Origin of the sequence: Streptomyces sp. NBC_00162, assembly GCF_024611995.1 — a bacterium.
Taxonomy (GTDB): Bacteria; Actinomycetota; Actinomycetes; order Streptomycetales; family Streptomycetaceae; genus Streptomyces.
The window spans coordinates 7,946,455-7,969,404 of the sequence record NZ_CP102509.1; the positions used below are offsets into that span (position 1 = coordinate 7,946,455).

The following is a 22,950-nucleotide window of genomic DNA, read 5'->3' on the forward strand; positions in this document are numbered from 1 at the left end:
TCACCCCGGACCGAACCAGCCACCCGCTCGCATCCGCCGAGCCCGTCTCCCAGGATCCGCACCCCCATGTTCCGTACCGCCCTGCGCAACGTTCTCGCGCACAAGGCCCGCCTGCTGATGACCGCCTTCGCGGTCATGCTCGGCGTCACCTTCATCTCCGGCAGCCTCGTCTTCGGCGACAGCCTGAACCGTGCCGCCACCGCCCGCGCGACCGCCGGCTACGAGCGCATCGCCGTCAGCGTCTTTCCCGAGGACTCCCGCGGCGGCAGCGGCGGACCGGCCGGCATCGACGCCGGCACCGTGAGCGCCCTCGCCAAGGTCCCCGGCGTCGCAGTCGCCGCGGGACGGGTCGACGGATTCGCCGCCGTCGCCGGCCGCGACGGACGGCTGATCGGGCACGGCCCGGCCCACCGGGGTGGCAACTTCGCCCCGGGAGCGGATGGCAAGGACCCCGCCTACCGCTTCACCCAGGGTTCCGGCCCGACCGGCAACGGCACGATCGCCCTCGACGAGACCACCGCCGCGAACGGCGGCTACCGCGTCGGCGACACCGTGCGCGTCGGCACCAACCAGGGCGCCGCCTCCTACACCCTCAGCGGGGTCTTCCGCACCGACGGGACCACGCTGCCCGCCGGGGGCAGCCTGACGCTGTTCACCGACGACACCGCCCAGCGCCTCTTCCTCCAGCCCGGCCGCTACCAGAACATCGAACTCACGGCCGCCCCCGACGCTGACGTGCAGCAGCTCCTCACCCGCGTCGAAGCGGTGCTGCCCCAGGGCACCGGCGCAGCCACCGGAGCCCAGCTCGCCCGGATCCAGGCGAACCTCGCCACCAACGACAGCGACACCATGAGCCAGATCCTGCTGGGTTTCGCCGCGGTCGCCCTGTTCGTCGCCACCTTCCTCATCTCCAACACCTTCACCATGCTCGTCGCCCGACGCACCAGGGAACTGGCCCTGATGCGGGCCGTCGGCGCCTCGCGCAAGCAGGTGCGCCGCACCCTGCTGACCGAGTCCCTCCTCGTCGGCGCGGTCGCCTCCGCGGCCGGCCTCGCCGTCGGCACCGGGGTCGCCGCCCTGCTCCAGACACTCTTCGCCCCCGCCGATACCCCGGCCGGCCCGCTGGTGGTCACCCCTGGCACCGTGATCACGTCCATGCTGGTCGGCACGGCCCTGCCCATGGTCGCCGCATGGCTTCCGATCCGCCGGGCCATGGCCATCCCGCCCGTCGCCGCGCTCAGCGCCGCCGAGCCCACGGCCCCCGCGCGCGCCGGCTCGCTGCGCAGCGGCCTCAGCGCCGCGCTGGTGCTCACCGGCACCGCCGCCACCGTGTACGGGGCCCTCACCACGGGGAAGGACGCCCGGACCGTCATCGGCCTCGGCGCGGCCCTCACCCTGACCGGGGCGATCGGCTTCATACCGCTGCTGTCCCGGCCGTTCGTCGCCCTGCTCCAGCCGCTGCTGACCCGCCTCCACCCGGTGTACGGCAACCTCGCCGCCCGCAACACCGTGCGCGACCCGCGCCGCACCGGCGCCACCGCCGCCGCGCTCGCCATCGCCCTGACCCTCGCCTCGGGCCTGTCCGTCCTCGGGGCCTCCGCCTCCCAGTACCTCGACCGCGCGACCACCCACGACTTCACCGCCGACTACCTGGTGAAGCCCGCCGACGGCGCCCTGCGGATGACCCCCGCCACCGCGGAGCCCCTCAGGAAGCTGCCCGGCGTCGCATTCAGCCCGCTCAACCAGTCCACCGAGTACCACCTGGCCGGTACCTCCTCCGTCCTGACCGGCGTCGACCCCGCCGCCATCGGCCGACTGCTGCGGTACGACGTGGTCGAGGGCTCTCTCGACTGCCTCGCCAAGGGCCAGATCGCCGTGGCCGACTTCAAGGCAAGGGCGGCCGGCTGGCACCTCGGTCAGACCCTCCCCCTGAAGCGTCAGGACGACCAGAGCGGCAGCGTCACCATCGGCGCCATCTACCGGGCCGACGAACAGAGCAACCTGCTGCCCAGCATCACCGCACCCGACTCCCTCGTCGCCCGCTACGACTCCAACCCGAACAACGCCGGGATCCTCGTCGCCACGGACGGCGGACCCGGCCCGGCCGCGCTCGGCAATCTCACCCACGCCCTCGGCGACAACCCCGCACTGGCCGTCCTCGACGAGGCGGACCTCCGCGCCCAGGACAGCAGCGGCATCGGAGACCAGCTCAACGTCTTCTACGCCCTGCTGAGCATGGCCCTGGCGATCGCCGCGCTGGGTATCGCCAACACCCTCGCGATGTCCGTCCTCGAACGCCGCAAGGAGATCGGCACCCTGCGCGCCCTCGGTGTGGATCGCGCCGGCGTGACCCGGATGATCCGCCTGGAGGCCCTGCTCCTCGGCGGGCTCGGCGCGACCCTCGGCACGGTCCTGGGCGTCTTCCTGGGCTGGGCGCTCGGACGCACCCTCCAGGAAAGCGTCGTGGGCTACACGCTGGTGGTTCCCTGGGGGCGCCTCGCTCTCGGCGTGCTCATCGCCCTGGCAGGCGCCCTGGTCGCCTCGCTCTGGCCGGCCCGCAGGGCCGCCCGCGTCGACATTCCCGCCGCGACGGCGGCGCAGTGACCGCTCGCCCGAAGCGGCTCTTCGCAGCTGAGCCCGGGTGAGCCGCCCTTTCAGCGACCCCCGCGGGCGTTGAGCCGGGCGGCCTGGCGCGTCAGGTGGTCGCGCTCGGCGAGGTTGGGTGCCTTTCGGGCCGCCTCGGCGTACAGTCGCGCCGCCGTCGCCAGGTCGCCGTCGCGCTCGTGGAGGTACGCCGCCACCGCGGCATGGCGGGGCAGCGACTCGTCCAGCGCCGCGAGCGCCGTCAGGCCGGCCCGCGGTCCGTCCGCCTCGCCGACGGCCACCGCACGGTTGAGCCGGACGACCGGGCTGTCCGTCAGCCGCGCGAGCTCGTCGTACCACTCGACGATCTGCACCCAGTCGGTCTCCTCTGCGGTGGGCGCGTCCGCGTGGAGTGCCGCGATGGCGGCCTGGGCCTGGAACTCGCCCAGCCGGTCGCGGGCGAGGGCCGCCTGCAGGATCCCGACGCCCTCGGCGATCGACCCGGTGTCCCACCGGCCGCGGTCCTGCTCGGCGAGCGGCACCAGGCTGCCGTCGGGCGCGGTCCGGGCCGCGCGCCGGGCATGGTGGAGCAGCATGAGGGCGAGCAGCCCCGCCACCTCGGGGTGGTCGATCGCCGCCGCGAGCTGCCGGGTGAGCCGGATGGCCTCGGCGGCGAGGTCGACGTCGCCGGAGTAGCCCTCGTTGAAGACCAGGTAGAGGACGCGCAGCACGGTGGCGACGTCGCCGGGCTGGTCGAACCGCACGCCGGAGACGGTGCGTTTGGCCCGGCTGATGCGCTGTGCCATGGTCGCCTCGGGCACCAGGTAGGCCTGGGCGATCTGGCGGGTGGTCAGCCCGCCGACGGCGCGCAGCGTGAGCGCGACCGCGGACGACGGCGTCAGGGACGGGTGGGCGCACAGGAAGTAGAGCTGGAGCGTGTCGTCCGCCGCGGGGGCGGGCCCGGGCGCCGGCTCCTCGTCGACGAGGTCCTCACGCCGGCGGCGGGCGGTGTCCGACCGGGTCGCGTCGAGGAACTTGCGCCAGGCCACGGTGACCAGCCAGCCCTTCGGGTCCCGCGGCTGGTCGGCCGGCCAGACGCGGACCGCCTCGACCAGCGCGTCCTGCACGGCGTCCTCGGCCGCCGCGAAGTCTGCTCCGCGGCGGACGAGGATCCCGAGCACGCTCGGCGTGAGGCTCCGCAGGAGGGCCTCGTTCATCTCAGTGGCAGTCGGAGATGGTGGGCGGCGCGGCCAGGAACGGGCGCACCTCCAGCCACTCGTGGATCGGCTGCCCGCCCGCCCCGGGGGCGGCCGACAGCTCCCCGGCCAGCTCGACGGCGCGCTCGTAGCTGTCGACGTCGATCACCATCCAGCCGGCGATGAGGTCCTTGGTCTCGGCGAACGGGCCGTCGGTGACCGGCGGCCGCCCCTCGCCGTCGTACCGGACCCACGCCCCCTCGGGGGCGAGCGCCTGCCCGTCGACGAACTCGCCGGTCCCCTCGAGCCGGTCCGCGAAGTCCCGCATGTACTGGACGTGCGCCGAGATCTCCTCCGGCGCCCACTTGTCCATGGGCACGTCGTTGACCGGGGTCGGAGCGCCGCGGTAGTGCTTGAGCAGCAGGTACTTGGCCATGGTGTTTCTCCTCGGTGCTGGTGCGATCCATTGTGGTCGCGTTCACTGCAGGGACGGAGCCAGTCACGCGTTCTCGACATCACCGCATGAAGTCTTTTTTGCTGCCCCCGGGCATCCTCATGGCCGGATGCGGAAACAGTGGGATAATTCTGTTTGGGGAGACAGCTGTGGCGTACGTGAACGAGAAGCTCGGGCGGCTCCAAGGAGGAGCGTGATGGGCACCCCCGCAGCGCGCATCGCTGACCTGCTGGAGGGCGCGACGACGGCTTCCAACCCTCCCGCACGTCCTCCGCCTCCGGTCCCGGAGGAATCACCGCGCACCGACGGCCCGACCGTCAACATCATCGTGATCTGGGGTGACCTCGCGGAGGTCGCCGCCGATCTGCACGTCACCGGGCACTACCAGTCGGTCGTGCCCGCCGCCGCAGAGCTCGCACTGGACCGCGCCATATCCGTCGGCCCCCGTCAGCTCATCACGGAGCACACCAAGCTCGGCTGGGTCGACGCCCAGTTGGGGGAGGTCACGTACTTCCCCTGCAAAGGGGGAGCGGTGCGGTCCGCCGCCGTAGTCGGCATGGGCCCGATGGGCACCCTGACGGAGCGCCGCGCCGTCCAGATGTATTCGTCACTGCTGGGCGAAGCGGTGGCGCTCGGACACGTCGCGACCATGGCGACCGTGCTCATCGGATCGGGCACGGGCAATCTGAGCGTCAATCAGGCGACCCGCGCCCTCGTCAGGGGATTCGCCGGAGCCCTGGCCCCGCTGGGCCCGCCGACACCGCCGCCCCGCCTCACCGAGGTGTACGTCGTGGAGGTCGACCGGCTGCGCGCCGAGCAGCTCCACCTCGCCCTGGCCAAAGCCGCCGCGAAGCTGCCGCAGCTGCGGATCGGCCCGGAACTGCGCGAGGAGAGCGGCGGCCGGCTGTTCGCACCCTCTGCGGCCGTGTACGCGCTGGCGGCGCTGACCAGGCTCGCCGGGCCGGCGGGCGCGGGCGCCGGAGTTCCCGCTCCGGAAGGCGCTCCGGAAGGCGCCTCCGAAGGCCCGCCGGACGGCCCGGACCCGCCACCGGCCGAGGAGGAAGCCCTGCGCACGGTACTGGCCGGCTTCGACCCCGATATCCGGGGAAAGATCCGCGAACAACTGGCACTTCTGGCCGAAGTGCAGCGCACCGACCTGTCCTTGACGGTGGGGCGGTCCGTGGAGGGCCCGGAGGGCTCCGTACCCGTGCGGATGTCCGTCCAGTCGGGCGTCGGCGGCCTGCGCTGGGCGGCGCTGACCGGGCGGGCCACCGTACCGGAACGGCTCGTCCCCGTGGAGATGGGCCTGCTGCGGGAGCTCGTCGACCGGCTGACGGAGCCGAGTGTCGAGGACGCGCGCGAACTGCCCGACCTGCTGTCCCGGTTCGTGGTGCCGCCGGACTTCCAGCGGCTGCTCACCGACGACGCGACGGTGCTGCTGGAACTGGACCGCGACACGGCCTCCGTGCCCTGGGAGTTCCTCGCCGAGATCCAGCAGGCCGGCGGTGAGAGACGCGATCCCCTGGCGATCCGCACCCAGCTGTCCCGGCAACTGCGCACGCCCTACTCGCGCGTGATGAGCGAGGGGCTGTCGGACGGACCGCTGCGCGCCCTGGTGATCGGCGACCCGGGAGACCCGGAGAAGGGCTTCCAGCTGCCGGGAGCCCGCGCCGAGGCCCTTGCCGTCGCCACCCGGCTCAAGGACCTGGGAGTCAAGGTCACCCTCTTCGTCGGCGCGGCGAACTCCGTCCGGCAGCCCGGCGTCGACCCCGCGAGGCGCCTGGACGTCCTGCGGGTCCTGCTGTGCGGGGGCAACCACATCGTCCACTACTGCGGCCACAGCGACTTCGACTTCTCCGGTACGGGACGGCGCTCGGGCTGGGTCTTCGCGGACGGCCTGCTGACCGCCCAGGAACTGGCACTGCTCGAACGGCCGCCCCTCATCGTCGTGGCCAACGCCTGCTACACGGCCCGGCTAGGCGGCTCCACCGGCCCCGGCACGGGTGCCGGAACCGGAACCGGTACCGGCCCCGGCACGGGTACCGGCGCGGGCTCCCAGGCCGGACCACCCGGCGTGGCGGACCAGAGCCCGTGGGGGAACCCGCAGGCCGCGCTCGTGCCGAGCCTCGCCGACGAGTTCCTCCGCATGGGTGTCGGGCACTACATCGGGGCTGCCTGGCGGATCCCCGACGAACAAGGGGTCACCTTCGCCCAACAGTTCTACACGCACCTGTTCACGGGCGGGTCGAGCGAGGCGGCGCCGACGGTGGGCAGTGCCGTCCGCACGGCCCGCAGGAAGCTCTACGAGCAGCGCGCCGGGGGACAGCAGGATGCGGACGCCGCGTCGAACGGGCAGCGGTGGAGCGCGTGGGCCGCGTACCAGCACTACGGGGACGCGGCCGACCCGTTCGTGCGACCCGAAGCGTCCGACCGACCAGGGGGCAGTTAGGAGGTCCGCTCATGGCCAGGATCCCGATGGCCGACGTCGTCGTACTGCTCCCCGGAATCACCGGGAGCGTGCTGACCCGGAACGGCAAGGACGTGTGGGCGCCCTCGCCCTCGGCGGTACTGGGCGCGCTGGCGAGCCTGGGCGGCTCACTGGACTCCCTCGAACTCGGCGAGGACGACTGGCGCGTGGACGACCTCGGCGACGGCGTCGTGGCCGACCGGCTGGTGCCCGACCTCCACACCCTGCCCGGCCTGTGGAAGATCGACGGTTACACGGCGATCGAGAGGTTCCTGCTGGAGCAGTTCGACCTGAAGAAGGGCCAGAACTACTTCCCGTTCCCGTACGACTGGCGGCGCGACAACCGGGCGGCCGCCCGCAGACTCGCCGAACAGAGCACCACCTGGCTTCGCGACTGGCGTGAGGCGAGCGGCAATTCCACGGCCCAACTCGTCCTGATCGGGCACTCGATGGGCGGGCTCGTCTCCCGCTACTTCGTCGAGGCACTGGGAGGCTGGAAGGACACCCGGGCGATCGTGACCTTCGGCACCCCCTATTACGGCTCGCTCAACGCCGTCGACTTCCTGTGCAACGGCTTCCACAAGCGGATCGGCCCCTTCGAGCACGACCTCACGCGCCTGCTGCGCTCCCTCACCGGCCTGCACCAGCTCGTGCCGGTGTACAAGTGCGTGTACGGGCCGGACGGCCTGGCCGCCGTCCCCGCCAAGGCCGGGCTGCCCGGCTGGCAGCCGCAGTGGAGCAGCCATCTCACCGATTTCTTCGACGAGATGGAGAAGGCCGCCACCGACAACCGGAAGAACCCCGCCTGGGAGTCCAACCAGGTGATCTACCACCCCATCGTCGGCATGGACCAGCCCACCCGGCAGTCGGCCCGGATCACCGACCACACGGTCGAGTCCCTGATGACCCGAGGGGACCTGGACGAAGGCGGCGACGGCACCGTGCCCAAGCTCTCCGCCGCCCTCTCCGGCACCGAGGACGCCCGCACCTTCGTCCCGCAGAAGCACGGGAGCCTGCAGAACCAGGAGGCGATGCTGAGCCACCTGAAGGGCATCCTCCAGTCCCTGCACGATGTCCGCATCGACGACCTGCGCGCCGCCGTGACCTCCTGGTTCAGCTACCTCGGTGACGACCTCTACCTCCTCGACGAACCCGTCGTCTGCGAGATCGGAGCCAACAGCGCCCTCGGCGAGGGCGACCTGCCCGAGGTCGCCGCCCGTCTCTCGGTGACCGGCCGGACCACCGGCCAGACGGTGGTGGACCGCGCGATCACGGTCCCCCGGGAGCGGCAGCGCTTCGACATTGGCGTGCTGCCCCCCGGCACGTACGACCTGCTGATCAGCGCCAGCGCCGACACCGCCCCGCTGTCCGACGTCTTCATCGTCGCTGGCCCGGACGGCACGGACGGCACGGCCGGCTGACCCGGCGGCCGAACCGAGCGGGGCGGACCTCAGCCGCTCCGGTAGAACATCGTGCACAGCAGGACCGAGTTGTCGTCCACCAGCCATGCCATGTATTTCGTCGTGTCGCCCTGGACGCGCTTGCAGTGGTCAGGACTGGCATTCGAGGGCGCCCGGTAGACGCCCGTGACGTGCAGGACGTAGTCGTACTTGACCGGTATCCGCGTTGCCCGGCAGTCCACCAGCGTCATCGCGCCCAGCAGGACCTTTTCGCCCGACTTCTCGCCGAGCAGGCAGAAGCCCACGCGGAAGACGCGTTTGAGGCAGAGGCTGGTGGACCCGTAGCTCCAGTACGACTTGCCGGTGCCGGTGGGGCAGCTGCCGGAGGTGACATCGGTGACCTGGACGTGCGCCTGATCACTCGAACACGACACGGCGCCGGGTGGTTCGTCCACGTTCCATTTGATGTGGCCATCGCCGTAGCCGGTGTCGTAGAGCGTGAGGCAGGAACCCGTCCGCACGGCCTTGAACGCCTCTTCCACGCGATCCCGGGTGGGCGAGGGAGTGGGCGAGGGAGTGGGTGATGGCGAGGGGGGTGGCTGGGTGGTCTCGCGCTGGTCGTCGTCCTCCGTGTTGCTCGGCGTGGGTTCGGAGGTGCGGATGGTGCCTCCGCCCTGGGTCCGGGTGTCCGTGGCACCCCCGCCGCCCGAGGTGGTCTGCGCGCTGGAGTACGGACGGTCCGACGAGTCCGAGGCCCCCTTCATCGCCGTCCAGGGCTGCCAGAGGAGAACGGCGATGGCGACGACGACCGCGGCGACGGCCCACCCTCCGGTACGGGACCGCGGTCCCGGGGGCTGCGGGACGCTCTGGCTGCCCCCGGCGGCATTCCGTTCCCGGCGGGCCCGTTCGCGTGCGGCGGCCTCCGCCAGCCTGCGTACTTCCCCTTCCCTGCGCCGACGGGCCTCCTCGGCCCGCCGTTCCCGCTCCAGGCGCGCGGCCCGCTCCCGGGGCTCGACGAGCGTGGGCGCCGGCGGCGGGAGCGGGCGGGTCGGCCCGTCGCCGGTCACGGTGCGGTCCATGTCGAGCGCGCGCCCGTACGCCTCGTACGCGTTGATGACGGCCGTCCACTCCACCGGCAGCCAGCGCCGCCCCCGGCGGCGCGCGGAGGCTCGGCGGTCCGTCTCCAAGGCGGTCTCCAGGAGGCCGGACAGGGCGGGCCTCTTCTTCGGGTCGACGGCCAGGCACGGTTCGATCAGCGGGACCAGTTCCCGGGGCAGTCGCGCCAGGTCCAGCCTGCCGGCCTGTACGAGGGCCAGCAGGACCATGGGGCTCTCCACCTCAGGGTACGGCGGGCGCCCGACGGCCAGGTGGAAAAGCGTCGCGCCCAGCGAGAAGACGTCCGACGCCTCGGTCGACGGCTCGCCGCGCGCCTGCTCCGGCGAGGTGAAGGCGATGGTGCCCAGGGTGACCGAGGTACGCGTGCGGTCGAAGGCGTGCGAGATGCCGAAGTCGATGAGGAGGGGGCCGGTCAGGGGCAGCAGGATGTTCTGCGGTTTGACGTCCCGATGGACCACTCCCTTGCTGTGCAGCGACATCAACACCTGCACGGCGCCCCCGGCGATGGAGGGCACTCCCCACTCGGCGAGCGGCCCCGCGTCGCGTACCAGGTCGGCGAGCGAGGGCGCCGGCACGTACTGGATGGCCATCCAGGGCCGTTCCGCGTCGGCATCGGCCTCGAGCACCCGGGCCGTGTAGGCGCTGTCGATCCGCTGGGCCAGCTCCACCTCGCGGGTGAACCGCTGACGGTCGACCGAGCTGACCGCGCCCTCGGCGAGCAGCGTCTTCACCGCGACGATCGGACCGCCCGCTGCCGGACGTGCCAGATAGATCCGGCCCATGCCGCCGGAGGCGAGCCGCCACAGCAGGTGATAGCCACCGAGCCGTTGTGGATCGCCGTCACCGAGACGCGTGATTCCAATTCCCGACATCCGCCGTCGTCCCTCCCACGAGCCGTGTGTCGTTCCCCGCCCTGAACCGGCAGACCGGCCGACCGGACACCACTGATCGTGGTGTACGCCGAGCTCAGGGGATAGGCCAAGGCACCGGCCATGTATGGCCGGTCGTCAGGGCAGGCTCTCCGCGGCCTGCGTCCGGGCTGCCGAGAGGCCCGAGTTGGCCGGGTGAGGGCCTGATGGCACGTCTCAGGCACCCCGCACGACCCAACGGCCACAATCGGGACGCTGAACACTTGCGGGCGGCTCTGTGAAAGTCGTTCAGGACTGACCGGTAGACGGACACCGGATCATTAGCGTCTGCTGTATGAAGCACATACGCAGAGCAGCCGGGCTCGCCCTCGCGCTGCTGTTCCTCGTGCTGGGCACAGGCGCCCAGACCGCGTTCGCGCATGTCACGCGCGAGCACGCCGAACTAGTGGTCGCACCCGGTGCCGATGTCACCAGCGGCCGCCTCATCGTGCACAACGCCGTCGTCGCTCCCGAGCAGGCCGGTGCGTGGGCGGCCGGGCTGCTCTCGGCCCCGTGCCCGGCCACCGGCTCGGGGGTGCCCGGCGACAACGGCGGCGTGCCCGGCGGCGTCGTCATCGAGCTGGCGTGGAGCTGCCGCGTCGACGCGCTCGACCTGAGCCCCCTCATGGACGAGGGCGACCTGACCCAGGTCGTCGTCGAGTTCGACGGCACGGCGGTCGACGCCTCTGCCGCGACCCCGCTCGTCGACGTCCACGGCGCGCACGCCCTGCCGGCCTTCCCCTGGCTCTCCGTCGGGCTGGTCACGGCCGCGGGTGTCGCCGTGCTGCTGGCCGCCCGGGGCCTGCCGTCCCTCGTCCGCGGCGGGCTGCGCCGTACCCGACGGCGCTGGCAGCTGGCGACCGCCGGAGCCGTCGCGCTGTCCTTCCTCGCGCCGCAGGCCGCCTTCGCCGACGACGCCACGGACGCGGCCGGGACCGCCACCGGCACCGCCACCGCGACTGTCACCGTCAAGGGCACCGTCTTCAAGGACCGCAACGGCAACGGCCGGCGGGACAAGGGCGAGCCGCCCATGCCCGGCATCGACGTCAACGACGGCGCCGTGTGGACCACGACCGGCCCGGACGGCTCGTACAGCCTGCAGATCGACCCCAAGCGGCGCGAGACCGACCTCGTCGGCATCGTCTCACCCGACGGATACACGCCGGCGTTGCGCAAGGACTACATCCCGCAGTTCTTCCACAAGGTCCCCGAGACCGGCGGCACGGGCGTCGACTTCGCGCTCGTGCCCGACCGCAACGCCTCGAACCCCCACGAGAAGTGGGTCATGAACTCCGACCCCGAGGTCGGCAACCGCACCGACGACGAGGCCCGCCGCGCGCTGCCCCAGTGGACCGGCCAGGTCCAGGCGATGTCCGAGGTCGACGGCGCGACGATGCAGATCGCGACCGGCGACCTCACCGTGACGGACTACGCCGCCGAGCCGCGCCGCCAGGGCGCGTACGATCTGTTCAGCAAGGGCCTGGAGGAGGGCCGGCTCGGTCACCCCTTCTACCCGGTGATCGGCAACCACGACTTCGGCGGTACGGCGACCTCCCAGGGCTACGCGGGCAGCATGGAGTACTACCGCCGCAACCTCGCCCCCGAGTGGTACAGCTTCGACCGGGGCGGCCGCCACATCGTGGTCCTCGAGGACAACTACGACGCCAGTGGGCTGAAGCCGCAGCTGGAGTGGCTGCGCCAGGACCTCGCCCGGCACGCCGTCGGCAAGCAGGTCTTCGTCTTCGCCCACCGCTCGCTGTTCACCCAGTGGGGCCCGGGCGCCGGCATGCAGCCGACGATCGACGAGCTCGCGAAGTACGACGTGCGGATGGTCGCCGCGGGTCACAACCAGCAGGCGGAATTCCGGCGCGGAGCCTTCAAGCGGTCCGTCGAGGTCAACAACCAGGGCACGTACGGGATCGACGGCGCCCACCCCGACTACAAGGTCCTCGACTTCAGTGCCATCACGGACGATCCGAACACACCGGGCAACGAGGACACCGGCCATGTGTCCGGAATCCACCGGCAGTTCGACATCGACGACGACGCCGCCCTGGTCAGCCCCGCCCAGGGAAGCGTGCACGGCGCCAAGGCCGGAGTGCCCGTCGAGGTGTACGCGGAGGACGACGGCCGCACCCCGGCCAGGGCGGTGCTCACCGTCCGCGACGGCAGCGGTGACCTGGTGAAGCGTGAGGAGGTGCGCTTCGGCCGGGAGGCGTCCCGCCCCGGCATCGAGAACTGCTACACCCCGCCCGGCGGCACGCCGGAGCCCTGCCCCGACGCACGCGGCGCCTGGACACGGGCGAGCGGCACGCTGCGCGGGCTGCGGCCCGGCACCTACACGGCCGAGTCGGTCGCGTACGACACCCGGGGCAAGCAGTTCCCCGTCGTGAAGAACACCTTCGAGGTCGTACGGGACTCCGAGCTCGGCGAGCCCAGGACCGGACAGGACTGGCTGCGGCAGGGCGGCGACGAGGCCGGGCGGTCCGCGAGCGGCAACCAGCCGGGCGCGCAGCTCGACCTCAGGTGGGCCCGCCACACCGGCGAGCAGTTCAACCTCAACGGGTCGGTGGTCGCGGACGGCAAGCTCATCGTCTCGTCCCGCGCCTTCGACTCTCCGTTCAGCATGATGCTCGCGTACGAGATCGCCTCCGGCCGTGAGCTGTGGCGTACGTACCTGGACGGCGATGCCGAGTCGGCGCCGACGCTCCAGGGCGGCAAGGTCTATCTGACCACCGGCGTCGGCCGGATCCATGCCCTCGACGCGGCGAGCGGCCGCATCGTCTGGCAGGCGATCGACCGCGAGGAAACCCACGGGGACACCGTGCGCCGCTACGGCCGCGCGGGCGGACCCGTCAGCGTCTTCGCCCTCGCGGGCGCGGACCACCGCTCGGTCGCCGTCTACCAGGACGCCTCCACGGTCCGCTGCCGGGACTCCGAGACCGGCGGGATGCTGCCGGGCGGCTTCGGCGCCGCGTTCTCCTGGGGCCAGGCCCACAGCACCGTGATCCGTCAGCCCGGCTCCAACACCGCCTACCTGCACTCCATGTCCAGCAACACCGTCATCGCCATGGACCTCGCGACCTGCACCCAGCTGTGGGTGAAGGACACCGCGGGCGACATCGACAGCCACTCCTCGCCCGTCCTGACCGACCCGGCCGCGGGCGGCGAGGCGAAGCTGGTGACGTTCACGGCCTACGGCGTCCGCGGGCACGACCCGAAGACGGGCGCGGTGACCTGGGAGTCCAAGCTCGGCGGCGGCAGCACCTGCGAGCCGGGCCGCGCCCCGCTCACCAGCCCGGCCGTGTGGGGCGACACCGCCTATGTCGCGGGCCGGGACGGAGTCGTACGCGCCTACGACACGAGCGCGGCCGATCCCTCGAAGCCGGTGTGGGAGGCGAAGTCCGGCTATCTGGCGGGGGAGAGCCCGCTGGACGACAAGTGGCGGGTTGCCATGGGCTGTTCGGCGGGTTCCGGTTCGCCGACGATGAACCCGCTGGTGACCGACTCCCACGTGTACGTCGGGACGTGGGACGGTCGCCTGCTCGTCCTGGACCGAACGAGCGGAACGCAGGTCGCCTCGTACAACCTCGGCGCGGGAGTGGCCTCGGCCCTGTCCGTGAGCGGTGACTGGGTCTTCGCCCTCACGGACGACGGCACGGTCCACGCGCTCGCCGCCCGCCGGAAGTAGAGGGGGAGCACCAGCGTGCGATCACTCCGCACCGGGGTGCTGCTCCTGCTCGCCGCCGTCCCCGCGCTGCTCCTGGGCAGTGCGGGGACGGCGCAGGCGCACCCCTTCGGAACCCCGCCCGTCGTGAAGGTCGAGGCGGCGGGCACCGCCGTCGACGTGTTCTGGTCCGCGCAGCGGGACGACGTGGCCGTACTGGAGAAGCAGTCCGGTGGTGACGAGGCGGCCTATCTGAGCTCGCACATCGTCGTACGCCAGGACGGCCACCCGTGCCGTGTGGACCGGGCCGACGGCATGAAGCTCCACTTCGTCTGCGAGCGGCCGGTCGAGCGCGTCGACCTGACGGTCACGGCGCTGACGGACGCGGACCCGGCGTACCGGACCCTGTCGGTGACGGGCACGGGCTCCGGCGGGCTGCACACTGCGCAGGAGCCCACGCGGACGCTGACTCTGACACCGTCGGCGGCGGGGGCGGCTGCGGGCTCATCGGCTGCTTTGGACGCTTCGGGCCTGGGGGCCTGGTCAACCGACTTGGTTTCGCTGCTGGACCACGGCGCGGCCCTGCCGCTGGCGCTGCTCCTGGCCGCGGCTGTGGGGGCGCTGCACGCCTGCGCGCCGGGGCACGGTAAGTCGCTGGCCGCCGGGTATCTGGTGGGCGGCAGGGGCCGGGCGCGCGATGCGGTGTGGCTGGGTGGGATCGTCGCCGTGATGCACACGTTGTCGGTCGCCACCCTGGCGGTCGGCTGGTGGCTGGCGGCGAACAGCACCCCGGACATCGCGGCGCTCACGGGGTGGCTTCAGCTGATCGCGGCGCTGGTGGTGGCCGGGGCGGGCGTGAGTCTGCTGCTGCGGCATCTGCGCCACCGACAACACCACCATTCCGACCACGATCCCGATCACGGGCACGGGCACGACCACGATCACGGGCACAACCATCACATCCCGGACGCCCCGTCGCTCCTCACCTGGCGAGGCCTCGTACTGCTCGGCGCATCGGGCGGCCTGCTGCCCTCGCCCTCCGCCTTCCTCGTCCTGCTCAGCGGCCTGTTGACCGGCAAGGTCGCCATCGCCCTCGCGATGGTCGCCGCCTTCGGCCTCGGCATGGCGCTGACACTCACCGGCGTCGGCCTGATCGTGCTGCGCGGCCGGGACGCGCTGCTGGATCGCGTCTCCCGCTCCCGGGCACTGCGGACGTGGACCCCGAGGGTTCCCCTCCTTGCGGCTTCGGCGGTGGTGGCCGGAGGGACGGTGGCCTCGGCGGTTGCGGCCGGCCACCTCCTGGCTCCGTGATCGCCGCAGCCCTGCGAGTTCCGTGACCTGCCGTTGGCACACGACAGAGGCGCCCCCGTCCGGTCTGAAGCCGGGCGGGGCGCCTTACGTCCCTTCGCGTCTCCCCGCGCTTGCGGGGCGGCGGCGACAGCTTCATAGTCCGAGGTATGGACGCGCGCGAGATGGCGCTCCGACAGGCATACGGCCATGCTGTCCGCTGGCTGGCGAGCCTCTCCGACCGCCGGGTTCCGGCCCGCGCTTCGGTCGAGGAGATCGTGCGTGAGCTCGGTGCCGAGCTTCCCGACGGCCCCAGCAAGGCTGCCGATGTCGTCGACCTGCTGGCCACGGCCTGTGAGCCGGGGCTCACCGCTTTTCCCAGCGGCCGCTTCTACGGGTTCGTGGTCGGTGGCACCGAACCGGCCGCGCTGGCCGCGGACTGGCTGGTCAGCGCCTGGGACCAGAACTGCGTGATGCGCGCCGTCTCGCCCGCGTACGCGGCGGCGGAAGAGATCGCCGGCGCGTGGTTGCTCGATCTGCTCGGCCTGCCGAGCGACAGCGCCGTCGGCTTCACGACAGGTGCCACGATGGCGAACTTCACTTGCCTCGCCGCCGGGCGCGACGCGGTGCTGCGGCGATCGGGCTGGAACGTGGCCCACGACGGACTCGTGGGTGGGCCGGCCGTACGCGTCATCGCCGGCGAGGACCGCCACATGGCCATTGACCTGGCGCTGCGCTACCTCGGACTCGGCAAACCCGAACTGGTGAAGGCGGACGGGCAAGGGCGCATCGAGCCCGGGGCCCTGCGGCACGCCCTGGCGGCCGGCGGGCAGGGCCCCACGATCGTGATCCTCCAGGCCGGAGACATCCACTCCGGGGCCTTCGACCCCTTCGCCGAGGCGATCGGTGCCGCTCGCGAGGCAGATGCATGGGTGCATGTCGACGGCGCCTTCGGACTGTGGGCGGCCGTCTCCCCGATGTACGCACACCTGATGGCGGGCTGTTCGTACGCCGATTCCTGGGCGACGGATGCCCACAAGACCCTGAACGTCCCGTACGACTGCGGCCTCGCCATCGTGCGCGATCCGTTCGCGATCCGAGCGGCGATGGGCCTGCAGGGGGACTACCTCATCCAGGACGAACAAGGCGACCCCATCGACAAGGTCCCCGAGCTCTCCCGGCGCGGCAGAGCCTTCACCGTGTGGGCCGCGCTCAGATCCCTCGGGCGATCAGGCGTGGCCGACCTCGTCGAAGGGCTGTGCCGACACGCCTCCGCGTTCGCCACCGGCATCGCCGCGATCGACGGCGCGACCGTCCTCAACGACGTCGTATTCACCCAGGTCTGCGCCGAGTTCGGCGACGACGAACGCACGGAACGGGTAATCGCCCGGCTGCTCGACGACGGCACGGCGTGGATCAGCGGCTCCACCTGGCACGGCCGGCGTGTCATGCGCATCTCGGTGAGCAACTGGTCGACGACCGACGACGATGTCACGCGCGCGCTCGACGCGATCCGGCGCGCACATCGCTCCGCATAGCCCGTCGGCGGGCCCCGGGCCGGGCTTGCCGAAGGCGCAGGTTCCGCGCTTTAATGAATGAACAAGCATTCATTAATCAGGGAGTGGTGGAGGTGGCACGTCCCCGAGGGATCGAGGATGCGGTGATCCTGCGTGCGGCGGCCGAGGTCATGGGGCGGGTGGGTCCTGGGGGGCTCACGCTGGCTGCCGTGGCGCGTGAGGTGGGGTTGGTGCCCGGCACGCTGGTGCAGCGGTTCGGGTCCAAGCGCGGACTGCTCCTGGCCCTGGCCGATCGGTCCGCGCGGGACGCGAGCGAGATGGCCGGGCGAGCGCGTCAGTCGCACGGATCGGCGCTCGAGGCCCTGGTGGCGCTGGTCGTGGAATCGGCGGGCGAGATGGGCACGCCGGAGAGCTTCGCCAACCATCTGGCGTTCTTGTGCATGGACCTCGCCGATCCGCAGCTCTACGAGCGCGCCCTGGCCGTCCACCATGCCCAGAAACGCGCGGTCGAGGAACTGCTGGCGGACGCGGCCGCCGCCGGCGAGCTGAGCGCCGGGACGGATGTCGCGGCGCTGGCCGGCACCGTACGGGCGATCACCGCCGGTGCGGGTCTGACCTGGGCCCTCGAACGCCAGGGCACCCTCGAGCAGCGGCTCCGGCAGGAGCTCGGCACCGTGCTGTCCCCGCATGCCCCGTCCCGCCCGTAGCCGCGACCTGGAGGAATCATGACGCTCGACACACGACCGCTGGCCGGGAAGGTGGCCTTGGTCGCCGGCGGCACCCGGGGCGGCGGACGGGGAATCGCCGTCGAGCTCGGCGCCGCCGGTGCGGTGGTGTACGTGACCGGCCGCAGCAGCGCTGCCGGGCGCTCCGGCCTGGACCGCCCGGAGACCATCGAGGAGACCGCTGAGAGGGTCACCGCCGCCGGTGGCCTCGGCATACCCGTCCGCACCGACCACAGCCGTCCCGAGGAGGTCCGGGCCCTGGTGGACCGGATCGCCGCGGAACAGGACGGCCGGCTCGACATCCTGGTCAACTCCGTGTGGGGCGGAGACCCGCTGACCGACTGGGAGCATCCCCTGTGGGAGCAGGATCTGGAGTGCGGGCTCCGTCTGCTGCGGCAGGCGGTGGAGACCCATGTGATCACCAGCCGGTTCGCGCTGCCGCTGCTGGTCGCCCGTAAGAGCGGCCTGGTCGTGGAGGTCACCGACGGCAACACCGCTCGCTACCGCGGCTCGTTCTTCTACGACCTGGCGAAATCCGCCGTGATCCGTCTCGCCGTCGCGCAAGCGGCCGAGCTGAAGCCGCACGGCGTCGCGGCCGTGGCGCTCACGCCCGGCTTCCTGCGCTCGGAGGCCATGCTGGAGAACTTCGGCGTCACCGAGACCAACTGGCGCGACGGCGCGGCCCAGGACCCGAACTTCGCCCACTCCGAGACCCCGGCCTACCTGGGCCGGGCAGTCGTCGTGCTGGCCGCGGACCCCCACATCATGGCCAAGACCGGACGGGCCCTGGCCACCTGGGGCCTGTACCAGGAGTACGGATTCACTGACGCCGACGGCACACAACCGGACTTCGCCGCCCACTGGGCCAAGAACCTGGAAGGGCAGTACGGGCCACTCGGAGATCCCATGTGACACCGGCCGGAGGACAGTGCGTGACATCGACTGTGTTTCGTATCGGCGGGGATCGATCCGCAGACGCCGCTCACCGTGGGTAAGATCCCCGCAACCGGGGGGTGGGCGATGAAGCGTGGGCTTCTTGCGAGTGTCGGCGTACTGCTGTTGATGGTGACAGCGTGCACGGAGGCCGGCCCTCCCATCGCTTCCCCTCCCTCGTCCGCGGCGCCCACTCCTCCCAGTTCTCCCACTTCTTCTTCCGGCTCTCTCGAGGCGCCGGAGCCGCCGGAGCCCGGTCCCGCCTCACCGTTGGGCGCGGCGGCGATCACCTCGCAGGACGGGATGCTGGTCGAGGCCTTCAGAAAGGGGCTGTTCCCCCCGGCTGAGGCCGTCCCGGCGACGTCCGATGTGGCGGTTCTACGGCGCAGCCAGCAGGTCGGCACGGGTGACTTGGCCTGGATGCCAGACGCCAACACGTACTGCCTCTTGTCGATCCGAGAGCGGGCGTCGGACCGGCAGTGCTTCGGACTTGCGACGAAGCGGAAGCCGCAGGGATACGTGCACGTGGGCAGAGGCAGACCACACGGCTTTGCCGAACCGGGTCAGATGTGGCTGACCGTCAGCATCGTCGAGAACGCTGGCGGGCCCTTCGCGTACACCGGCGGTACACCGGAGCACGCAACTCCGGTGCAGGAAGCCACGGTGAAATTCCCCTCGGGGCGGACGATGACATTTCTGACGTACGAGTTCCCGGAGGGCCGGAGCATCCCGCCGGACGCTGAGATCTGCAGCACAGGCCGTGCTGTCTGCTTCAAAGCATTCGAACCAACTCCTCAGGGGGAATAGGCGGCTTCAGTCGGCAAAGCCTCGGAAGACCCCATCGGGATCGTCTTTGGTACCCAGGCTCCTGGCCCGCCCCGGTACCCGCCGAGCCGGAAACGGCATGGCCGTCGGGCATGCCGTACCGGTATCGTCCGGTCTCCTGACCAGCCGATTCAGCGGCCTCCGACGTCCAGAGAGCGACTCCCATGACCAGCCGGCAAGCAACGACGACCCTGTGGCGCCCGACCGGCCCCAAGGAGCTGGACCTGGTCAGAGAGCTGAACTGGCGTGCTTGGCCGCCTCGTCTGCCGGAGCAGCCGATCTTCTACCCGGTCCTCAACGAGGACTACGCAATCAAGATCGCTAGGGACTGGAACGTGAAGCACGACGGAGCCGGTTTCGTCACCCGGTTCGAGGTCGAGTCCGAGTTCCTGACGCGGTATCCCGTCCAGCAGGCGGGCGGGCAGACGATCCTCGAGCTGTGGGTTCCGGCGGAGGAGGTCGACGCTTTCAACGCCCACATCGTTGGTGAGATAGAACTGGTCCACGAGTTCCACTGAGAGGCGCGGGCGTCGTATCTGATGGTGCGACCAGGTCAGATGTGGCCGACCACCGGTACCCACTCCCGAATGCCTGCGACCGTCACTCCCGGCGTGCGGTAGTACGGATCGGCGTCGAGGATGACCTCCAGCTCGGCGCGCTCCACATCGAACACCAGGAGCGCGCCCGATTCGTCCCCCCAGGGACCGGCCGCGAGCAGACGCCCTTCCTCGTGGAGCCGGGCAAGGAACGAACGGTGTGCCGGACGTGCGGCGAGGCGTTCCGGGGCAGCGGTGAAGGCCAGCTCGAGGATCATCATGCGGCCGACGGTACGGTCTGACGATGAGGACTTCAGTATCAGCCGATACATCAGCCCCTTGGCAGGCACTGGCGGCTGTGCCTCTGCTGGCCGCACTGCCTGAAGATCGGCTGCGCGCGCTCTGGTCCCACTCGCTGCCGCGCCGCCACCACGCGGGAGAAGTCATACTCAGTGCCGGCGAGCCGGCCGAGTATCTCCTTCTGCTGCTGCGTGGCCGGGTGTCCGTCGCCACCACCACGGCCGCCGGACGGGTCGTCCGCTTCGGCGACTGGACCGGACCCTGTGCACCGAACAAGGTGGCCGTGATCGATGGCCGCGGGCACACGGCCACTCTCACCGCGGTCACCCACTGCACCGTACGCAGCCTCCCGCGATCCCGGTTCGAAGAACTGGTCGACGACGTGCCCGCAGTACGCCGGCACGTACTGCGCCTGCTCGCCCAGGTGCGCCGCGACGGTTTGGTCGAGGTCACGCGCCACACCGTCGCAGTGCTCGCACCCGAGCTCCTCGCCCTGCGCGCAACCGAATCGGGCCCGCGCACCTCGTACCGGAGGAACCACATGGGGTAGGCAGGATCGATTCATCACTGCTCCGTACAGGGCCATCAGGGCAGTCGGTGGTTCGCGACGGGGCGGGACAGTGGGCAAGCTCGGGCTGAACCGTTCCCTTCACCAAAGGGCACCGCGGAGCGGGAGGGCTCGCGCGGGCCCTCTGCGGGGTCGATCTCGAGTGGTGAACTCGTCCGAGGCCGCGGGTGGTTCTCATTGCCGTCGCCCGAGTACTTGTCCGGCTGCGGTTAGTGTTAGCCCGTACGAGCGATCTTGGAGAACTGTTCAAAAATGGCAACACCACATCACCCGTCCAGCCACGGTCCTGTGCCGGGCAATCCCTACAGCGCGTCCGGAGAACACGGCTACGCCCCGGCACCGGGGAACTACGCGCCCGCTCCCGGCGGTTACGCCGGCCCGGCTCCCACGGGCTACGCGCCGCCCGCGCCCGCGTGCCGCGCGTGTGGCGGCCAGGCTGCCGCGAACTTCAAGGTGCGGTCCCACATGGGGATTCTCATCCTGATGAGGTTCGAGCACCTGGACGGGCCGTTCTGCCGGGCCTGCGGCATAGCCGTCGTCCGGCAGATGACCACCAGGACGCTGTGCCTGGGCTGGTGGGGCCCGCTCTCCCTGGTGATCCTCAACCCGTTCACGCTCGTATGGAATCTGTTCGCCTACCTGAAGTACAGCAAGCTTCCCCCGTCGACGCCCGCCCCGGGACGCGCCCACGTGGACACGGGCCCGCCGGTGCTTCGGCGGCCGCAGGCATACGTGGCCCTCATCCCCCTGGCCTGGGCCATCTGGGTCATCTCCCAGATCGTGACTCACTCCACCTGAGCGAGGGTCGATCCACCCCTGGCGCAAGGGGAACCGCTGCCAGGCCCGCCGGCCTAGGCGCGGAAGGCCTTCCGGAGGAGTTCGCCGGACTCGGCGGGATGCGTGGTCAGGCCGGTGTGCCCGCCGGGGAACTGGAGGAGTTCCGTGCCGAGACGCTCGGCCAGGAAGGCGGCCGGACGGTAGGGCAGTTCGCCGCGTGACTCCTGGCCGACGGCGAGCACGAGCCGGTCCGACAGCGCCTCCAGCCGGTGGATGTCCGGGGTGTAGGACATGAAGCCGGGCACGATGCGCCCGAGGAAGTACGGCAGGTTGGCCATCGTCCGCTCGGCCCGTGCGGCTGCCTGCGGTGGAAGTAGTGGAAGCGGGGGAAGCTCGATCTCGGGCTTCGGCTCGGTGGTGTCGCCACCGTTCTTCAGGCCCGCAGCGAACACGGCCATCGCCGGCATGAGCCCCTTTGTGCGGAGCGTCTCCTGCACGCGCGCGATGAGCGCGCGATGTTCGGAGGCGTCCGGCAGGACCTCCACCACCGGCGGCTCGTGCGCCACGACGCGCTCGACCCGTTCGGGATGGACGGTGAGCAGGTGCAGGGCGGCGATCGCACCCGAACTGGCGCCGAACACCCGGGCGGGCTCACCGGGCGACAGCAGTTCCAGCATCCGGAACGCGTCATCGGCGTGCTCGGCCACCCGCTGCTCGGCATCGGGGTCGTCCAGCGTGCTTCGGGACATGCCGCGCGGGTCGTAGGTCGCGACGGTGTATTCGGCGGCCAGGCCGTCGGCGATGCCGTCGAAGGAGGCCGCGCCGCCCGCCCCTCCGGGGATCAGCAGCAGGAGCGGGCCCTGGCCGCGCACCTCGTAATGGAGAGTCGCGCCGTTCACGCGCAGGCTGCCTATGGTCGGGTCGATCACGAGGAGTCTCCTTCTCGGTACGGGGGCCAGTGCTCCAGGAGGGTGTGCAGGGCGTCGAGGGCGCGGACCCAGGACTGCTGCGGCGAACGCTCGTGTGCGAACCCGCCCGCGGCTTCCAAGGCGACGAACCCGTGGAACGTGCTGCGCAGCAGCCGGACCGCGTCGGTCAGGTCGGGCTCGGCCAGTCCGTACCCGCGCAGCATGCCGTAGGTCAGCTCGACCGCGCGCCGCGGACCGGAAGCTTGTGCGGCCAGCTCGGGGTCGATCCGGATCGGGGTCTGCGTCGCCATGTAGCGGCCCGGATGCCGGTGGGCGTACTCCCGCCACGCGTTGGCGAAAGCGACCAGCGCGTCCTTGCCCGCCCGCCCGGCGGTCGCCTCCGCGATACGGATGGTCTTCTCGTCCGCCGCCAGCAGCGCGATCCGTCCGCGCAGATCCTCCAGACCGCGGACATGCGTGTACAGGCTCGCATCCTTCACGCCGAGCCGTCGCGCCACCTGCGACATCGTCACCTGGTCGAGCCCGACCTCGTCCGCCAGCTCGGCGCCCGCGATCGTCACCCGCTCCGCCGTCAGCCCTGCCCGCGCCATGCACCCTCCCATGATCATCCTAGGGGTTCTAGATATAACCTAGGACCCTTAGGAATGGCAACCAGGGCCGCGTGCGGCGGGACGATGGCGGACCGTGCCACGCGCGGGACCTCAGCGGGTGGGGAATCGGTGAATCCGGGACGGTGGTGTGCCGCCGTCGGCAGGATGGGGG

The 22,950-nt window shown here is 71.4% G+C and carries 18 protein-coding genes; 12 read left to right on the forward strand and 6 right to left on the reverse strand.

The features are described from left to right. Positions 1 to 66 precede the first annotated feature (66 nt). Entirely contained in the window at positions 67 to 2,604 is a 2,538-nt protein-coding gene (locus JIW86_RS36605; protein WP_257558625.1) for an ABC transporter permease, read from the forward strand. A 50-nt stretch (positions 2,605 to 2,654) separates the two neighbouring features. On the opposite strand, the gene JIW86_RS36610 is transcribed toward JIW86_RS36605, so the two are convergent. Beyond that, a complete protein-coding gene (locus JIW86_RS36610; RefSeq protein ID WP_257558626.1) occupies positions 2,655 to 3,800 on the reverse strand; it encodes an RNA polymerase sigma factor in 1,146 nt (381 codons plus the stop codon). Between the two features lies 1 nt (position 3,801). Continuing rightward, positions 3,802 to 4,215, reverse strand: a complete 414-nt coding sequence (locus JIW86_RS36615; protein ID WP_215142874.1) for a YciI family protein — start codon at positions 4,213 to 4,215, stop codon at positions 3,802 to 3,804. Between the two features lie 214 nt (positions 4,216 to 4,429). On the opposite strand from JIW86_RS36615, the gene JIW86_RS36620 reads away from it, so the two are divergent. Both JIW86_RS36620 and JIW86_RS36625 read left to right on the forward strand, forming a co-directional pair. Then, positions 4,430 to 6,682: a CHAT domain-containing protein gene (locus JIW86_RS36620; protein WP_257558629.1), complete on the forward strand. Its 2,253-nt coding sequence runs from the start codon at positions 4,430 to 4,432 to the stop codon at positions 6,680 to 6,682. Between the two features lie 11 nt (positions 6,683 to 6,693). Beyond that, positions 6,694 to 8,121: a lipase/acyltransferase domain-containing protein gene (locus tag JIW86_RS36625; RefSeq protein ID WP_257558630.1), complete on the forward strand. Its 1,428-nt coding sequence runs from the start codon at positions 6,694 to 6,696 to the stop codon at positions 8,119 to 8,121. Between the two features lie 29 nt (positions 8,122 to 8,150). Here the strand turns inward: JIW86_RS36625 and JIW86_RS36630 are convergent, their stop codons facing one another. After that, positions 8,151 to 10,088 (reverse strand): serine/threonine-protein kinase, encoded by a 1,938-nt coding sequence (locus JIW86_RS36630; protein WP_257558631.1) that lies wholly within the window; start codon positions 10,086 to 10,088, stop codon positions 8,151 to 8,153. A 331-nt stretch (positions 10,089 to 10,419) separates the two neighbouring features. On the opposite strand from JIW86_RS36630, the gene JIW86_RS36635 reads away from it, so the two are divergent. The 7 genes from JIW86_RS36635 to JIW86_RS36670 all read left to right on the forward strand — a co-directional run bounded on the left by JIW86_RS36635 (position 10,420) and on the right by JIW86_RS36670 (position 19,596). Next, positions 10,420 to 13,815, forward strand: coding sequence for a PQQ-binding-like beta-propeller repeat protein (locus tag JIW86_RS36635; RefSeq protein ID WP_257558632.1), 3,396 nt, complete (start codon positions 10,420 to 10,422; stop codon positions 13,813 to 13,815). Between the two features lie 15 nt (positions 13,816 to 13,830). Then, positions 13,831 to 15,102, forward strand: a complete 1,272-nt coding sequence (locus tag JIW86_RS41480) for a sulfite exporter TauE/SafE family protein (RefSeq protein ID WP_263862080.1) — start codon at positions 13,831 to 13,833, stop codon at positions 15,100 to 15,102. Between the two features lie 146 nt (positions 15,103 to 15,248). Beyond that, positions 15,249 to 16,616 carry a pyridoxal phosphate-dependent decarboxylase family protein gene (locus tag JIW86_RS36650; RefSeq protein WP_257558633.1) on the forward strand — a complete coding sequence of 456 codons (1,368 nt, stop codon included), beginning with the start codon at positions 15,249 to 15,251 and terminating at the stop codon, positions 16,614 to 16,616. Between the two features lie 92 nt (positions 16,617 to 16,708). Continuing rightward, on the forward strand, positions 16,709 to 17,302 hold the full coding sequence (locus JIW86_RS36655) for a TetR/AcrR family transcriptional regulator (RefSeq protein ID WP_257558634.1): 594 nt from the start codon (positions 16,709 to 16,711) through the stop codon (positions 17,300 to 17,302). Between the two features lie 18 nt (positions 17,303 to 17,320). Then, the gene (locus JIW86_RS36660) at positions 17,321 to 18,232 is read left to right on the forward strand and encodes an SDR family oxidoreductase (protein WP_257558635.1); all 912 of its coding nucleotides are present in this window, start codon (positions 17,321 to 17,323) and stop codon (positions 18,230 to 18,232) included. A 324-nt stretch (positions 18,233 to 18,556) separates the two neighbouring features. Further along, a complete protein-coding gene (locus JIW86_RS36665) occupies positions 18,557 to 19,060 on the forward strand; it encodes a hypothetical protein (protein ID WP_257558636.1) in 504 nt (167 codons plus the stop codon). Positions 19,061 to 19,242: 182 nt separating this feature from the next. Then, the gene (locus JIW86_RS36670) at positions 19,243 to 19,596 is read left to right on the forward strand and encodes a hypothetical protein (RefSeq protein WP_257558637.1); all 354 of its coding nucleotides are present in this window, start codon (positions 19,243 to 19,245) and stop codon (positions 19,594 to 19,596) included. 35 nt (positions 19,597 to 19,631) lie between these two features. Here JIW86_RS36670 and JIW86_RS36675 read toward each other — a convergent pair whose 3' ends face one another. Beyond that, positions 19,632 to 19,895: a YciI family protein gene (locus JIW86_RS36675; RefSeq protein ID WP_257558638.1), complete on the reverse strand. Its 264-nt coding sequence runs from the start codon at positions 19,893 to 19,895 to the stop codon at positions 19,632 to 19,634. Positions 19,896 to 19,972: 77 nt separating this feature from the next. On the opposite strand from JIW86_RS36675, the gene JIW86_RS36680 reads away from it, so the two are divergent. Together JIW86_RS36680 and JIW86_RS36685 are read left to right on the forward strand one after the other, a co-directional pair. Further along, positions 19,973 to 20,464: a Crp/Fnr family transcriptional regulator gene (locus JIW86_RS36680; protein ID WP_257558639.1), complete on the forward strand. Its 492-nt coding sequence runs from the start codon at positions 19,973 to 19,975 to the stop codon at positions 20,462 to 20,464. A 483-nt stretch (positions 20,465 to 20,947) separates the two neighbouring features. Continuing rightward, on the forward strand, positions 20,948 to 21,280 hold the full coding sequence (locus tag JIW86_RS36685; protein WP_257558640.1) for a hypothetical protein: 333 nt from the start codon (positions 20,948 to 20,950) through the stop codon (positions 21,278 to 21,280). Positions 21,281 to 21,333: 53 nt separating this feature from the next. Here the strand turns inward: JIW86_RS36685 and JIW86_RS36690 are convergent, their stop codons facing one another. Both JIW86_RS36690 and JIW86_RS36695 read right to left on the reverse strand, forming a co-directional pair. Continuing rightward, a complete protein-coding gene (locus tag JIW86_RS36690; RefSeq protein WP_257558642.1) occupies positions 21,334 to 22,188 on the reverse strand; it encodes an alpha/beta fold hydrolase in 855 nt (284 codons plus the stop codon). After that, positions 22,185 to 22,778 (reverse strand): TetR/AcrR family transcriptional regulator, encoded by a 594-nt coding sequence (locus JIW86_RS36695; protein WP_257558643.1) that lies wholly within the window; start codon positions 22,776 to 22,778, stop codon positions 22,185 to 22,187. The genes JIW86_RS36690 and JIW86_RS36695 overlap by 4 nt, the downstream gene beginning before the upstream one ends. Positions 22,779 to 22,950: the final 172 nt, after the last annotated feature.